This window comes from Bacillus sp. AMCV2, from assembly GCF_056033925.1.
The window spans coordinates 1,786,784-1,804,815 of record NZ_JBVYIB010000002.1; the positions used below are offsets into that span (position 1 = coordinate 1,786,784).

1 protein-coding gene and 1 pseudogene (1 of these 2 cut by a window edge) are annotated in these 18,032 nt (G+C 46.6%); both read left to right on the forward strand.

All coding sequences use genetic code 11. The annotated features are described in order from the left end of the window. The first annotated feature begins 1 nt into the window (after position 1). Positions 2 to 15,132 (forward strand): annotated as a pseudogene (gene pksJ / locus AC0OMA_RS09390) (polyketide synthase PksJ). After that, on the forward strand, positions 15,116 to 18,032 hold the 5' portion of the coding sequence (gene pksL, locus AC0OMA_RS09395) for a polyketide synthase PksL (protein ID WP_474222061.1). It continues 10,718 nt past the right edge of the window; only the first 2,917 of its 13,635 coding nucleotides appear in the window; it begins with the start codon at positions 15,116 to 15,118; its stop codon lies off the right edge, out of view. Before pksJ ends, pksL begins: the two are co-directional and overlap by 17 nt.

The following is an 18,032-nucleotide window of genomic DNA, read 5'->3' on the forward strand; positions in this document are numbered from 1 at the left end:
GATGAGAAATAATGATAATATCCGCATATTAGCTAATCCTTCTGTCAGTCATGGGGAGCCTTTACATATATCTGAAAAGCAGCCGGCAACAATACCTGAAGTTTTATACAGAACGGCGGCGGAGCTTGGGGATACAAAGGGAATCATTTATTTGCAGCCGGATGGGACTGAAGTTTACCAATCATACAGACGATTATGGGATGATGGACTGCGCATTGCGAAGGGGCTTCGCCAATCAGGCCTGAAAGCAAAACAAAACGTGATTTTGCAGCTTGGTGACAATTCACAGCTTCTCCCTGCGTTCTGGGGGTGTGTGTTAACAGGGGTTGTTCCGGCTCCATTAGCCGTTCCGCCAACGTATGCTGAATCGAGCAGCGGCACCAAAAGCTGAAAGACGCATGGACGCTTCTTGACAAGCCAGCGGTGATTACGGACCGGGGGATGCACCAGGAAATGCTCGATTGGGCAAAAGAACAAGGGCTTGAAGGGTTCAGGGCAATTGCTGTAGAGGATCTGCTCAGCGCTGAAGCGGACACAGATTGGCATCAATCCAGTCCCGAAGACTTAGCGCTTTTATTGCTGACTTCAGGCAGTACGGGAACGCCCAAAGCAGTTATGCTTAATCATCGTAACATTATGAGCATGGTGAAAGGGATTATTCAAATGCAAGGCTTCACCAGAGAGGATATTACGTTTAACTGGATGCCGTTTGACCATGTCGGAGGGATCGGAATGCTGCATTTGCGGGATGTTTATCTTGGCTGTCAGGAAATTAACGTCTCAAGCGAAACAATCTTAATGGAGCCGTTGAAATGGCTGGATTGGATTGATCATTACCGAGCTTCTGTTACGTGGGCGCCGAATTTTGCGTTTGGTCTGGTCACTGATTTTGCAGAAGACATAAAAGATAGGAAATGGGATCTGTCTTCAATGCGATACATGCTCAATGGCGGTGAAGCAATGGTAGCCAAGGTAGGGCGCAGAATACTTGAGCTTTTAGAACCACATGGACTGCCTGCTGACGCCATCCGACCTGCATGGGGAATGTCCGAAACTTCATCGGGCGTTATTTTTTCTCATGAATTTACCCGGGCTGGAACAAGTGATGATGATCATTTTGTTGAAATAGGCTCTCCAATCCCCGGCTTCTCTATGAGAATTGTGAATGACCATAATGAATTGGTTGAAGAGGGCGAGATCGGCCGTTTTCAAGTCTCGGGTCTTTCTGTTACTAGCGGTTATTACCAGCGGCCTGATTTGAATGAGAGTGTGTTTACAGAAGACGGCTGGTTTGAAACCGGAGATCTTGGCTTTTTGCGAAACGGGCGCTTAACCATAACAGGCCGTACGAAAGATGCAATTATCATTAACGGCATTAATTATTACAGTCATGCAATTGAGTCTGCAGTTGAAGAATTATCTGAAATTGAAACTTCTTATACTGCTGCCTGCGCTGTCCGTCTGGGCCAGAATTCAACAGATCAGCTGGCTATCTTCTTTGTTACTTCTGCAAAATTAAATGATGAGCAGATGTCTCAGCTTCTTAGAAACATACAATCCCATGTCTCACAGGTGATCGGAGTCACCCCGGAATATTTGCTGCCTGTACAAAAAGAAGAGATTCCAAAAACGGCTATCGGAAAGATCCAGCGCACCCAGCTAAAAACTTCATTTGAAAATGGAGAGTTCGACCACTTGCTACATAAACCCAATCGGATGAACGATGCGGTCCAGGATGAGGATATACAGCAAGCAGACCAGGTGAAAAGAGTAAGGGAAGAAATACAGAAGCATCTGCTCACCTGTTTGACTGAGGAGCTGCACGTTTCCCGCGATTGGGTGGAGCCAAATGCAAATATCCAAAGTCTTGGTGTGAATTCTATCAAGATGATGAAGCTCATTCGATCGATCGAGAAAAACTACCATATCAAACTAACAGCCAGAGAGATACATCAATATCCTACAATTGAACGCTTAGCCAGCTATCTATCAGAACATGAAGACCTCAGCAGCTCGTCTGCTGACAAAAAGGGCACGGACACATATAAAACCGGACCGGAAAGGAGGCAGGCAACTTTTCAGCCTCTTTCTGAGGTTCAAAAAGGATTATGGACATTGCAAAAAATGTCACCCGAAAAAAGTGCATATCACGTACCTCTCTGTTTTAAATTTTCGTCAGGGCTCCACCTTGAAACATTACAGCAGGCTTTCGGCCTTGTATTGAATCAGCACCCAATCTTAAAGCACGTCATCCAAGAGAAAGACGGAGTGCCATTTCTTAAAAATGAGTCAGCGCTTTCAATTGAAATCAAGACAGAAAACATCTCAAGTATGAAAGAGTCTGATATTCCTGCTTTTCTTAGAAAGAAAGTAAAGGAACCGTATGTAAAGGAAAACAGCCCGTTAGTGCGTGTCATGAGCTTTTCCAGATCTGAACAAGAGCATTTTTTATTAGTTGTCATTCACCATTTGATTTTTGACGGAGTTTCGTCAGTCACATTTATACGCAGTCTGTTTGATACCTATCAGCTTCTTTTAAAAGGACAGCAGCCGGAAATAGCTGTTTCTCCTGCCATTTATCATGATTTTGCGGCATGGGAGAAAAACATGCTTGCCGGCAAAGATGGTGTGAAGCATCGTACATATTGGCAGAAACAGCTATCGGGAACTTTGCCGAATCTTCAGCTGCCTAAGGTCAGCGCAAGTTCAGTCGATTCTGAGTTTAGAGAGGATACATACACCAGGCGGCTGTCCAGCGGCTTCATGAATCAGGTCAGAACGTTTGTGAAAGAGCATTCTGTAAATGTCACGACGGTATTCTTAAGCTGCTATATGATGCTGCTTGGCCGTTACACCGGCCAAAAGGAACAGATCGTCGGCATGCCGGCCATGGTGAGGCCGGAAGAAAGATTTGATGATGCCATTGGACATTTTCTCAATATGCTCCCGATTCGGAGTGAGCTGAACCCGGCAGACACTTTTTCTAGCTTTATTTCAAAATTGCAATTAACGATATTAGATGGGCTTGATCATGCAGCATATCCTTTTCCAAAAATGGTGAGGGATCTGAATATTCCTCGCAGTCAAGCAGGTTCACCGGTATTTCAAACCGCTTTTTTCTATCAGAATTTTCTTCAATCCGGAAGCTATCAAAGCTTGCTGAGCCGCTATGCTGATTTCTTTTCTGTCGATTTCGTTGAGTATATTCACCAAGAGGGCGAATACGAATTAGTATTTGAACTGTGGGAAACAGAAGAAAAAATGGAGCTGAACATCAAGTACAATACTGGGCTGTTTGATGCGGCTTCTATATCCGCCATGTTCGACCATTTTGTTTATGTAACAGAGCAGGTGATGTTGAATCCTTCTCAGCCTTTAAAAGAGTATTCTTTATTACCTGAGGCAGAGAAGCAGATGATTCTCAAAACATGGAACGCCACAGGAAAAACGTATCCATATATAACTTTTCATGAGTTGTTTGAGCAGCAGGCGAAAAAGACGCCTGATAGAGCGGCTGTCAGCTATGAAGGTCAAACATTGACGTATCGGGAGCTGGATGAAAAAAGCACACAACTGGCCATTTATTTGCAGGCGCATGGAGTGGGTCCTGACCGTCTGGCGGGGATCTATGTGGATCGATCGCTGGACATGCTAGTGGGTTTATTAGCGATCCTCAAGGCTGGGGGAGCGTATGTGCCGCTAGACCCGTCCTATCCGGCTGAACGATTGGAATACATGCTTGAGGACAGTGAAGTTTTCATTACACTGACGACATCGGAATTAGTAAATACGTTGAGTTGGAACGGTGTCACAACAGCTCTTTTAGATCAAGATTGGGATGATATTGCTCAAACAGCCTCTGATCGAAAAGTGCTTACACGCACTGTCACGCCGGAAAACTTGGCGTATGTCATTTATACATCCGGCAGCACAGGAAAGCCAAAAGGTGTCATGATACCGCATAAAGCTTTGACAAACTTTCTCGTTTCGATGGGGGAAACACCAGGTCTTACGGCAGAGGATAAAATGCTTGCTGTCACAACCTACTGTTTTGATATCGCAGCTCTGGAATTATTTTTGCCTTTAATAAAGGGCGCACACTGCTATATTTGTCAAACGGAGCATACAAAAGACGTTGAAAAACTGAAACGGGACATCCGCACGATCAAACCGACAGTGATGCAGGCAACCCCTGCTACGTGGAAGATGCTCTTTTATTCAGGCTGGGAAAATGAAGAGAGCGTGAAAATTTTATGCGGAGGCGAAGCATTGCCTGAGACATTAAAACAATATTTTCTGCATACGGGCAGCGAAGCCTGGAATATGTTCGGGCCAACCGAAACAACTATCTGGTCAGCGGTTCAGCGCATTAACGATGAATGCTCTCATGCCACGATAGGAAGGCCAATCGCCAATACACAAATCTTTATTACGGATTCTCAGCTCGCGCCAGTGCCGGCAGGAGTCCCGGGTGAGCTGTGCATTGCAGGAGACGGTGTGGCGAAGGGCTACTACAAAAAGGAAGAATTAACGGATTCGAGATTCATTGACAACCCTTTTGAGCCTGGGTCTAAGCTTTATAGAACGGGAGACATGGCCCGCTGGCTTCCGGGAGGGCGAATTGAATATATAGGCCGCATCGATAATCAAGTAAAAATCCGCGGATTCCGTATTGAACTTGGTGATATTGAAAGCAGGCTTAGTGAGCATCCCGGCATTCTGGAATGCGTTGTGGTCGCAGATATGGATAACCTAGCTGCCTATTATACAGCTAAACATGCAAATGCTTCTCTCACAGCGAGAGAGCTGCGTCATTTTGTGAAAAATACTTTGCCTGCCTATATGGTGCCTTCTTATTTTATTCAGCTTGATCATATGCCGTTAACTCCGAACGGAAAGATAGATAGAAACAGCCTTAAGAATATCGATTTATCAGGGGAGCAGCTAATGCAAAGGCAGACCTCTCCTAAGAACATTCAGGATACTGTTTTTACCATTTGGCAGGAAGTGCTGAAAACGAGTGACATTGAATGGGATGACGGATTTTTCGATGTGGGCGGGGATTCGCTTCTCGCGGTCACTGTGGCTGATCGCATCAAACATGAACTATCCTGTGAGTTTTCCGTCACAGACCTGTTTGAGTATTCAACGATTAAAAATATCAGCCAGTACATCACTGAACAGCGAATGGGCGATGCAAGTGACCATGTGCCGACAGAACCGCCAGCTCATATAGAAGATCAGTCTACCGAGATGAGTGATCTCCCGGACTATTATGACGATAGTGTGGCGATTATTGGCATATCGTGTGAATTTCCAGGGGCAAAAAATCATGATGAATTTTGGGAGAACCTCAGAGACGGCAAGGAAAGCATTGCGTTTTTCAATAAAGAAGAGCTTCAGCGCTTTGGCATTTCAAAGGAGATAGCGGAGAATGCCAACTATGTCCCGGCTAAAGCTTCAATTGAGGGGAAAGACAGATTTGATCCAAGCTTCTTTCAAATCTCTCCTAAAGACGCTGAATTTATGGACCCTCAGCTTCGGATGCTGCTGACTCATTCATGGAAAGCAATAGAAGATGCCGGTTATGCTGCGAGACAGATTCCGCAAACCAGTGTTTTTATGTCGGCAAGCAATAATTCTTATCGCGCGCTGCTGCCGTCAGATACAACAGAGAGCCTAGAGACGCCGGACGGTTATGTTTCGTGGGTGCTTGCACAGAGCGGGACGATTCCGACAATGATTTCTCATAAGCTCGGGCTGAGAGGGCCAAGCTATTTCGTCCATGCCAACTGCTCATCATCTCTGATTGGATTGCATTCTGCCTATAAGAGCCTGCTGTCGGGTGAATCTGATTATGCTTTAGTTGGCGGTGCAACGCTGCATACCGAGTCAAATATCGGATATGTGCATCAGCCGGGGCTGAACTTTTCGAGTGATGGACATATTAAAGCTTTTGACGCTTCAGCTGACGGAATGATAGGCGGTGAGGGCGTTGCTGTTGTATTGCTGAAAAAAGCAGCTGATGCAGTAAAGGACGGGGATCATATCTATGCCTTGCTGAGAGGCATTGGTGTAAATAACGACGGCGCTGACAAAGTCGGCTTTTATGCTCCAAGCGTTAAAGGCCAGGCTGACGTGGTCCAACAGGTCATGAATCAAACGAAGATACAGCCTGAATCCATCTGCTATGTAGAAGCACACGGAACCGGAACGAAGCTGGGGGACCCGATCGAGCTGGCGGCTTTAACAAACGTTTACAGGCAATATACAAATAAAACGCAATTTTGCGGCATTGGGTCGGTGAAAACCAATATCGGACATTTAGATACAGCCGCCGGTCTTGCGGGCTGCATTAAGGTCGTGATGAGTCTTTATCATCAAGAGCTTGCACCGAGTATCAATTATAAGGAGCCGAATCCAAATACAGACTTAGCCAGCTCTCCTTTTTACGTCGTCGATCAAAAGAAAACGTTAAGCCGTGAGATCAAAACGCACAGGGCTGCACTTAGCTCGTTCGGGCTTGGCGGGACAAATACCCATGCCATTTTTGAACAATTCAAAAGGGATTCAGATAAGGGAAAGATAGACGGAACCTGCATCGTCCCAATCTCGGCGAAAAATAAAGAGAGGCTGCAAGAGTATGCAGAAGACATTCTGGCCTATTTAGAAAGAAGAGGGCTTGAGAACAGCCAGCTGCCTGATTTTGCGTATACCCTTCAGGTGGGGCGCGAAGCGATGGAGCATCGCGTTGTCTTTATTGCCGATCATGTAAATGAGTTAAAACAGAGGCTCACAGATTTTATCAATGGAAATACAGCGATTGAAGGCTGTTTTCAAGGAAGTAAGCACAATGCCAGAGAGGTTTCATGGCTGACGGAGGATGAGGACAGCGCTGAACTCATACGTAAGTGGATGGCCAAAGGAAAAGTAAACAAGCTTGCAGAAATGTGGAGCAAGGGAGCGCATATAGATTGGATGCAGCTTTACAAGGGTGAGCGCCCAAACAGAATGAGTCTGCCGACTTATCCATTTGCAAAGGAACGATACTGGCCGTCGCAGGATGACCGCAAACCGGTGGCGCAGATATCCGGAAATCAGACAGGGATCGGCTCTATTCATCCATTGCTTCATCAGAATACATCTGATTTTTCTGAACAGAAATTCAGTTCGGTTTTCACTGGTGACGAATTTTTCCTGAGAGACCATGTGGTAAGAGGAAAGCCTGTGCTTCCTGGTGTTGCGTACCTTGAAATGGCGTACGCGGCTATAAACCAGGCGGCAGGAAGTGAAATTGGCCAAGATGTCAGAATCAGATTGAATCATACAGTCTGGGTTCAGCCTGTTGTGGTTGACAGACATTCAGCTCAAGTGGATATCAGTCTCTTTCCTGAAGAAGATGGAAAAATCACCTTTGACATTTACAGTACACAGGAAGACGGGGACGACCCTGTTATTCATAGTCAAGGCAGTGCGGAGATGGCATCTGCCGCCGAAACGCCAGTCGCAGATCTCACTGAAATGTCACGCCGCTGCGGCAAAGGAAAGATGTCGCCTGATCAATTTTACGAAGAAGGCAGAAGCAGAGGAATGTTCCATGGTCCGGCCTTTCAAGGAATTAAGAATGTGAATATAGGAAACAGAGAGGTTTTGGCGCAGCTGCAACTTCCAGAAATCGTTTCTGGAACGAATGAACAGTTTGTGCTGCACCCAAGTATCATGGACTCCGCCTTGCAGACAGCAACAATATGCATCATGCAGGAATTGACGGATCAAAAGCTGATTTTGCCATTTGCGCTTGAGGAGCTTGAAGTGATCAAAGGGTGTTCTTCTTCTATGTGGGCTTATGCTCGCTTAAGTGACAGCGATCACTCCGGAGGGGTTGTTCAGAAAGCGGATATTGATGTCATTGACGAGAGTGGAAGCGTATGTGTCAGGATCAAAGGATTCTCAACGAGAGTATTAGAAGGGGAGGTTCATACTTCAAAGCCTTCATCACGGCACGAACGCTTAATGCTTGAACCAGTGTGGGAAAAACAGAATGAAGAACGAGAGGACGAAGATTCTTCGTACACGGAGCATATCATTGTTCTCTTCGAAACTGAACGAAGTGTTACAGACAGCATTGCCTCCCACATGAAAGATGCCCGTGTGATTACTCTGAACGAAGCTGTAGGACATATTGCTGAACGTTATCAATGTTACACGCAGAACATTTTTGAACTCCTGCAAAGCAAGGTCCGTGAGCTTTCTGCAGGCCGTATCATCATTCAAGCGATTGTTCCGCTGGAAAAAGAGAAGCAATTGTTTGTCGGCGTTTCCGGTCTGCTTAAAACAGCAGAAATAGAGTTCAGCAAACTGACTGCTCAGGTCATTGAAATTGAAAAACCTGAAGAGATGATAGACCTTCACCTCAAGCTGAAAGACGACAGCCGGAGACCATTTGACAAACAGATTCGATATGAGGCTGGACACCGTTTTGTGAAAGGCTGGAGGGAAATGGTGCTTCCTTCAGCTGATACGCTTCACATGCCGTGGAGAGACGAGGGTGTTTATCTAATCACAGGCGGAGCAGGAAGCTTAGGCCTTCTGTTTGCAAAGGAAATTGCCAATCGAACTGGCCGGTCTACTATTGTGCTGACGGGACGATCTGTTTTAAGTGAGGATAAGGAAAACGAGCTGGAGGCTCTTCGAAGCATCGGAGCGGAGATTGTCTATCGAGAGGCTGATGTAAGTGATCAGCATGCGGTTCGTCATCTTTTTGAGGAAATCAAAGAAAGATATGGCACTCTCAATGGAATTATTCACGGTGCAGGCAGCATTAAAGATCACTTCATCATTCATAAAACGAATGAAGAGTTTCAAGAAGTGTTGCAGCCAAAAGTGAGCGGGTTGTTACATGTAGACGAATGCAGCAAGGATTTCCCATTGGACTTTTTCATTTTCTTCTCATCTGTTTCGGGATGTTTAGGAAACGCTGGACAAGCCGATTATGCGGCAGCCAATTCGTTTATGGATGCATTTGCTGAATACCGCCGTTCTCTTGCGGCATCAAAAAAGAGATTCGGCTCCACCATTTCCTTCAATTGGCCGTTATGGGAAGAAGGCGGTATGCAAGTCGGCGCTGAAGATGAAAAGAGAATGCTGAAAACGACGGGAATGGTCCCGATGCCGACAGATAGTGGCTTGAAAGCATTTTATCAAGGGATAGCATCTGATAAGCCGCAAGTTTTTGTGATGGAAGGACAGCTTCAGAAAATGAAACAAAAACTGCTTTCCGCAGGATCGAAAGCCAAGCGGAACGATCAGAGAAAGGCGGATCAGGATCAAGGACAAACTAGAAAATTGGAAGCAGCCTTAATCCAAATGGTTGGCGCAATTTTGAAAGTAAACACTGACGATATCGATGTCAACACAGAGCTGAGTGAGTACGGATTCGACTCAGTTACATTCACTGTCTTTACAAACAAGATCAACGAAGAATTTCAGTTGGAGCTAACGCCGACCATTTTCTTTGAATATGGCAGCGTCCAAAGCCTAGCTGAATATGTAGTTGCTGCGTATCAGGGCGAATGGAATCAAGATGCTACTGCTAAAGGCATAGATGAAAGAACAAACTTAGTGCACAGTTTAAGCAGCCTGGAGGCATCATTAAGCAACATGGTCAGTGCAATTTTAAAAGTAAATAGTGAAGATATTGATGTCAATACAGAGCTGAGTGAATACGGATTTGATTCCGTTACATTTACGGTCTTTACAAACAAGATCAACGAAGAATTTCAGTTGGAGCTAACGCCGACCATTTTCTTTGAATATGGAAGCATCCAAAGCCTGGCTGAATATTTGACCGCTGAACATGAGGACACCCTGGTTCAGGAGCGTGAAAAACCAGAGCGGCAGGAAGAGTTACAGACAATATCCCATGAAGCGCCGAAAATCACATCACGTAGAAAGCGCCGCTTTACTCAGCCTGTTATTGCAAAAGCAGAAAGAAACAAAAAGCAGGCTGACGATTTTGAGCCGGTTGCAATTGTCGGCATCAGCGGCCGATTCCCTGGCGCAATGGATATAGACGAATTTTGGAAAAACCTAGAAGAAGGAAAAAACAGCATCACAGAAGTTCCAAAAGATCGATGGGATTGGCGGGAGCATTATGGAAACCCAGACACTGACGTCAATAAAACCGACATCAAATGGGGCGGGTTTATTGATGGTGTCGCAGAGTTTGATCCGTTGTTTTTTGGTATTTCGCCGCGAGAAGCTGATTATGTAGACCCTCAGCAGCGCTTGTTAATGACATACGTGTGGAAGGCACTGGAAGATGCGGGTTGCTCGCCGCAACGCCTTTCGGGTACAGGGACCGGTATATTTATCGGTACGGGAAACACCGGTTATAAAGATCTATTCCATAGAGCGAATCTTCCAATTGAAGGCCATGCTGCTACAGGTCATATGATTCCTTCGGTAGGCCCGAATAGAATGAGTTATTTTTTAAATATTCATGGTCCGAGCGAACCAGTAGAGACGGCTTGTTCCAGTTCTCTTGTAGCCATTCACCGTGCTGTGACTGCGATGCAAAACGGTGATTGTGAGATGGCGATCGCTGGAGGCGTGAATACGATCTTAACCGAGGAGGCGCATATTAGCTACAGCAAGGCTGGTATGCTCAGCAAAGACGGCAGGTGTAAAACCTTCTCCGCCGATGCGAATGGCTATGTCAGAGGCGAAGGGGTCGGAATGGTCATGTTGAAAAAGCTGGAAGATGCCGAGCGTGACGGAAATCATATTTACGGCGTTATTCGGGGGACAGCGGAAAATCACGGCGGAAGAGCCAATACCCTGACATCGCCTAATCCGAAAGCACAAGCTGATTTGTTGGTGCGTGCATATCGCCAAGCAGGCATAGATCCAAGCACTGTCACATATATCGAAGCACATGGAACAGGGACGGAATTGGGCGATCCGATTGAAATAAATGGGCTGAAAGCCGCGTTTAAGGAACTATCCAATATAAGAGGCGAGAGCCAGCCGGATGTTCCGGATCACCGTTGCGGCATCGGCTCAGTTAAAAGCAATATCGGTCATTTAGAGCTAGCAGCAGGTATTTCCGGTTTGATCAAAGTGCTTTTGCAAATGAAGCATAAAACATTAGTGAAAAGCCTGCATTGCGAGACGCTTAATCCTTATCTTCAGCTGACTGACAGTCCGTTTTACATCGTTCAGGAAAAACAGGAATGGAAGTCTGTCACAGATCGTGACGGAAACGAGCTTCCGCGCCGTGCCGGAATCAGTTCGTTTGGAATTGGCGGAGTAAACGCGCATATTGTGGTTGAAGAATATATGCCAAAAGCCAATTCAGAACACACGGCTACAGAACAGCCAAACGTGATTGTGCTGTCGGCTAAAAATAAAAGCAGGCTGATAGATCGTGCTTCGCAATTGCTTGAGGCGATTCGCAATAAAAAATATACAGATCAGGAGTTGCACCGCATCGCTTACACCCTGCAGGTCGGGCGCGAAGAAATGGATGAGCGTCTGGCGTGTGTTGCGGGCACGATGCAGGAACTTGAAGAGAAACTGCAGGCGTTTGTTGACGGTAAGGAAGAAACAGACGAATTTTTCCGGGGACAGTCTCATCGAAATAAAGAGACCCAGACTATTTTTACAGCAGATGAAGATATGGCGTTGGCACTTGATGCTTGGATCAGAAAAAGAAAATACGCCAAACTTGCTGATTTATGGGTCAAAGGGGTCTCAATCCAGTGGAACACATTATACGGAGAGACCAAACCGCGCCTGATCAGCCTCCCTTCATATCCGTTTGCGAAGGATCACTATTGGGTGCCGGCAAAGGAACATTCAGAAAGAGACAAAAAAGAACTGGTTAATGCGATTGAAGATCGCGCCGCATGCTTTTTGACGAAACAATGGAGTTTGAGTCCAATTGGCTCAGCAGTGCCGGGGACAAGAACTGTTGCCATCCTGAGCAATCAAGAGACAGCAGATTTAGCAGCAGAAGTGTCTTCGTATTTTCCGAATCATCTCTTATTAGATGTGAGCCGGATAGAAAATGATCAGTCAGACATTGATTGGAAAGAGTTTGACGGCCTAGTGGATGTCATCGGATGCGGTAAGGATGATGAGGGCCGGCTGGATTGGATTGAATGGGTGCAAAGACTGGTTGAATTCGGGCATAAAGAGGGGCTCAGGCTGCTTTGTGTGACGAAGGGGCTCGAATCGTTTCAAAACACATCTGTCCGGATGGCTGGCGCCTCACGGGCTGGGTTGTATCGAATGCTCCAATGCGAGTACAGCCATCTTATATCAAGGCATATGGATGCTGAAGAGGTTACTGATCATCGCCGTCTCGCGAAGTTGATCGCTGATGAGTTTTATTCCGATTCTCATGATGCCGAGGTTTGCTACAGAGATGGTTTACGGTATCAAGCTTTTCTAAAAGCTCATCCGGAAACAGGTAAGGCCACGGAACAGAGCGCGGTCTTCCCGAATGATCATGTACTTCTCATTACAGGCGGCACACGCGGCATCGGACTATTATGCGCCCGTCATTTTGCAGATTGCTATGGAGTGAAAAATATGGTGCTGACCGGACGAGAACAGCTTCCTCCGCGAGAGGAGTGGGCTCGTTTTGACACCTCGAACACATCAGTTGCCCAGAAAATCCAGGCAGTGCGGGAGCTGGAAGCGAAGGGTGTACAGGTGGAGATGCTGTCGCTGACGTTATCTGATGATGCTCAGGTTGAGCAAACGCTGCAACATATCAAGCGAACATTAGGACCGATTGGCGGTGTCATTCATTGTGCAGGTCTGACGGATATGGATACGCTGGCATTTATCCGAAAAACTTCAGATGATATCCAGCGGGTGATGGAACCTAAGGTGTCAGGTCTTACAACGTTATATCGCCATGTGTGTAACGAGCCTTTACAGTTTTTTGTCTTATTTTCTTCTGTTTCAGCCATTATTCCGGAGCTTTCGGCGGGACAAGCTGACTATGCGATGGCCAATAGCTATATGGATTATTTTGCAGAAGCACATCAGAAACATGCGCCGATCATCAGTGTTCAGTGGCCGAACTGGAAAGAAACCGGTATGGGTGAAGTGACAAACCAAGCGTATCGGGAAAGCGGCTTGTTGAGCATTACGAATTCAGAAGGCTTACGTTTTCTAGATCAAATTGTATCGAAAATGTTTGGACCGGTTGTTCTCCCTGCAATGGCGAATCAAACAAACTGGGAGCCGGAACTGCTGATGAAGAGGAGGAAACCGCGTGAGGGCGGTTTGCAGGAAGCTGCTTTACAGAGCCCGCCAGCCAGAGACATTGAAGAGGCCGATGAAGTTTCCAAATGTGATGGATTATTATCTGAAACACAGTCCTGGCTTGTTGATCTGTTTACCGAAGAGCTGAGAATAGATCGTGAAGACTTCGAGATTGACGGGGTGTTTCAGGATTATGGCGTGGATTCGATCATTTTGGCACAGGTGCTCCAGCGTATAAACCGCAAATTAGAGGCAGCGCTCGATCCATCGATTCTATATGAATACCCGACAATTCAAAGGTTCGCAGATTGGCTGATCGGTTCTTATTCCGAAAGGCTGTCCGCTTTATTCGGAGGCAGGATATCGGATGCATCAGCACCTTTGGAGAACAAAATAGAGGCGGAGGCATCTGTTCCTGCGAAGGATCGAGCTCTTACACCTCAGATTCAGGCGCCAGCGATTTTGTCACCGGACTCTCATGCAGAAGGTATTGCCGTTGTCGGACTCTCTTGCCGATTCCCTGGGGCAGAGACATTGGAGTCATATTGGTTGTTACTATCCGAGGGGCGTTCGTCAATCGGCCCGATTCCGGCAGAGCGTTGGGGCTGTAAGACGCCATATTATGCCGGCGTGATTGATGGCGTCAGCTATTTTGATCCTGATTTCTTTTTGCTTCACGAAGAAGACGTAAGGGCGATGGATCCGCAAGCACTGCTCGTATTGGAAGAGTGTCTGAAACTCTTGTATCACGCCGGTTATACGCCTGAGGAAATAAAGGGCAAGTCTGTCGGTGTTTATATTGGAGGCAGAAGCCAGCACAAACCTGATGAAGAGAGCCTTGATCATGCCAAGAATCCGATCGTGACAGTCGGCCAAAATTATTTAGCGGCTAATCTTTCACAATTTTTTGATGTCCGCGGCCCGAGTGTTGTAGTTGACACTGCATGCTCGTCAGCTTTGGTCGGCATGAATATGGCCATTCAGGCGCTGCGTGGCGGAGATATTCAATCCGCCATAGTCGGCGGTGTCAGCTTGCTGAGCTCAGATGCCTCTCACAGGCTGTTTGACCGGCGCGGCATTTTAAGCAAGCATTCATCCTTCCATGTGTTTGATGAGCGTGCTGACGGAGTTGTGTTAGGTGAAGGCGTCGGAATGGTCATGCTAAAAACCGTAAAACAGGCACTGGAAGACGGAGATACCATATATGCTGTCGTGAAAGCGGCCTCGGTCAATAACGACGGAAGAACGGCGGGGCCTGCAACACCTAATCTTGAGGCGCAAAAGGAAGTCATGAAAGATGCGCTTTTCAAAAGCGGAAAAAAACCAGAGGACATCAGCTACCTTGAGGCAAACGGGTCAGGTTCAATCGTAACCGATCTCCTTGAGCTAAAAGCGATCCAATCAGTGTACCGTTCTGGGCACTCATCGCCTCTTTCTCTTGGCTCAATCAAGCCGAACATCGGGCATCCGCTATGTGCTGAAGGGATCGCCAGCTTCATTAAGGTTGTGCTGATGCTGAAAGAGCGCCGCTTTGTCCCATTTTTATCAGGTGAAAAAGAGATGGCGCATTTCAATCAACAGAAAGCGAACATCACGTTCAGCCGAGCCCTGGAAAAATGGACAGATTCGCAGCCTACTGCGGCTATTAACTGCTTTGCCGATGGGGGGACGAATGCCCATGTCATCGTAGAGGCGTGGGAAAAAGATGAAAAACACGCCATCAAGCGCAGTCCAATATCGCCTCCTCAATTAAAGAAACGAATGCTTTCGCCAGGCGAGCCTAAGCTGGAAGCGGAGACTTCGAAAATGACTGCGGCAAACATATGGGATACTTATGAGGTGGAGGTCTAACGTGAAAAAGATAACGAAACAACTCACATTATCGTTAAAAAATCCGTTTATTTATCACCATGTGGTTTACGGACAAAATGTCCTGCCGGGATTGGCTTATATCGATATAATCTACCAGATATTCAGAGAACACGGCTTCTCCTGCTCAGAGCTTCAGCTGCGGAATTTATCTATCTATCAGCCATTGACGGCGGAACAGGATGCAGTAATTGTTCTGAATATCCAATGTGCGGAGAAAAAAGAAGGACAGTGGCAAATCACAGCCAAGGGAATTGAAAAACGTGATGAGAAAGAAGCTTCAGAAGAAAAGCTCTATATGAAGGCTGATATGTACGCAGACTCCCAAGCCATATTTGAAGAAACACTGGATCTCAGTCAAATCAAAGCATCTGCACAGAACGTTGTTCAGCTTGATGATGTATATGAACAATGCAGACGTCAGGAATTGGTGCACAGCGAATATATGAAAGCAAGTGGCTGCATCTATGAAGAGGAAGACGGCGTCCTTCTTGAGCTTTCTCTCGGTTCGGAAGCCATGCTTCACGCAGAAGGCTTTATGTTTCACCCGACTCTCATAGACGGGAGCGGGGTGGGTGCCAATCATTTGCTCACATCTTTGCTTAAAGGAGAACAGAGGCTGTATTTGCCTCTGTTCTATGAATCCTTTTCCGCTTCTGCACTTTTGCAGTCGGATTGCATGACGAGAATTAAGCGCTCCTCCGTCCGGCGGGAAAAAGAGCTGATTTATGTAACACTTGAATTTTTTAATGCGTTGGGAGAAAAAGTGGCTGAGTTGAAAAACTTTACAAGCAAATTGGTGCGAGAAGCGGAGCTGATTAGCGGAAAACATCAAGATGCACAGGAGACACAAATGACAAGAGCGGACACTGCTGAGCGTGAGAAACCTGCTGACATGGTATCTTCTCCCGTTAATTCCTACAGCGGGGCTGAACAGTTCGTAAGCCAATTAATCGCAGAGAAAATCAATAAGCCGGTAGAACAAGTTGAAAAACAGGTCGGTTATTACCAAATGGGACTGAATTCATCGGGCTTGCTTGAGGTGGTAGAAACGATCAGTGATAAGATCGGTGAGAGCCTTTCGCCGACTCTTCTGTTTGAGCATACCACCATAGCGGAGCTGTCAGCGTTTCTTGCCGAGGAATATGCTGAGCATTTTAGTGCCGCTGGTTCCCTTGGCCTTGGCCAGAATGAAAGAGAACGCGTTTCCGACACAATAAACGATCGTAAGACTGTTGAAGCTTCTCATGCTGTACCTATTGAGGCAGCAGGCGACATTGCGATTATCGGCTTGGCGGGCAGGTATCCGAAGGCAGCCAATATTCATGAATTTTGGAACAATCTGAAAGAGGGGAAGGACTGCGTTAGCGAGATTCCTGAGTCGCGCTGGGATTGGCAGCGACTTGAAGGAATCACATCTCCTTCGGGTAAGGACATTTCCAAATGGGGAGGATTTATTGATGATCCCGACTGCTTTGATCCCCAATTTTTCAGAATCACGCCAAGAGAAGCGGAGACAATGGACCCTCAAGAGCGGCTGTTTTTAGAAACATGCTGGGAAACGATTGAGGATGCGGGCTATACGCCAAAGACGTTGGCCAAGCCTAAAGGACGAAATAAAAGGCAGCATGTAGGAGTTTTTGCCGGCGTCATGCACAAGGATTATACATTAGTCGGAGCTGAAGAAGCATCAGCAGAAAATGTGTTTCCTCTCTCGCTTAACTATGCGCAAATCGCCAACCGTGTTTCTTACTTTTGTAATTTCCACGGTCCGAGTATGGCTGTCGATACGGTATGTTCATCCTCTTTGACTGCAGTGCACTTGGCGTTGGAAAGCATACATCACGGTGAGTGCGATGTTGCGTTAGCAGGCGGCGTGAACCTGTCTTTGCACCCGAATAAATATATGACATACGGGGTCTGGGATATGTTTTCCACTGACGGACACTGCCGTACGTTTGGAAAGGATGGAGACGGTTATGTGCCTGCCGAGGGTATAGGCGCGGTTTTATTAAAGCCTTTGCGCCAGGCAGAGGAAGACGGAGATCGCATTTATGCAGTTATTAAAGGAAGTGCTGTGAATCATGTGGGCACTGTAAGCGGCATTTCAGTGCCGAGCCCTGTTTCTCAAGCTGATCTGATTGAGACATGCTTGGAGAAAACGGGAATCGACCCGCGAACGATCAGTTATGTGGAAGCCCATGGAACCGGCACGTCCTTAGGAGATCCGATCGAAATACAGGGATTAGTGAAAGCGTTCCGCCAATATACGCAGGATCGGCAGTTCTGTTCAATCGGTTCTGTAAAGTCGAACATTGGGCACGCCGAATCCGCCGCGGGGATCAGCGGTTTAAGCAAGGTTGCCCTTCAGCTTCACCATCAAAAACTTGTGCCTTCTTTGCATTCGGAAGAACTGAATCCGTACGTTGATTTTGAAAAGTCTCCATTTTATGTACAGCATGAAACAGAAACGTGGAAGCAGCCTGTTATCAAGGAGAATGGGGAAGAGGTCCCTTATCCGCGGCGGGCGGGTATCAGTTCCTTCGGAGCAACTGGTTCAAACGCACATATTATCCTTGAGGAATATATTCCTCAAGCAGCGGAGCAGGACGTTTCTTTGTCCTCAGATTCTGACATATCCGCAGTTATTCCGCTTTCTGCCCGTAATCAAGAACGTCTCCGTGTATATGCAAAACGTCTCTTGGATTTTCTTCATAATGGGATTCAGATTAGAGATTTGGCGTATACATTGCAGGTAGGCCGTGAACCGATGGAAGAACGGGTTTCTTTCTTAGCATCCGGAATTCAAGAATTGAGTGACCAATTGAAGGCTTTTATAGAAGGACGAAAAGCCATTCAGCATTGCTGGAAGGGCCGCGTGT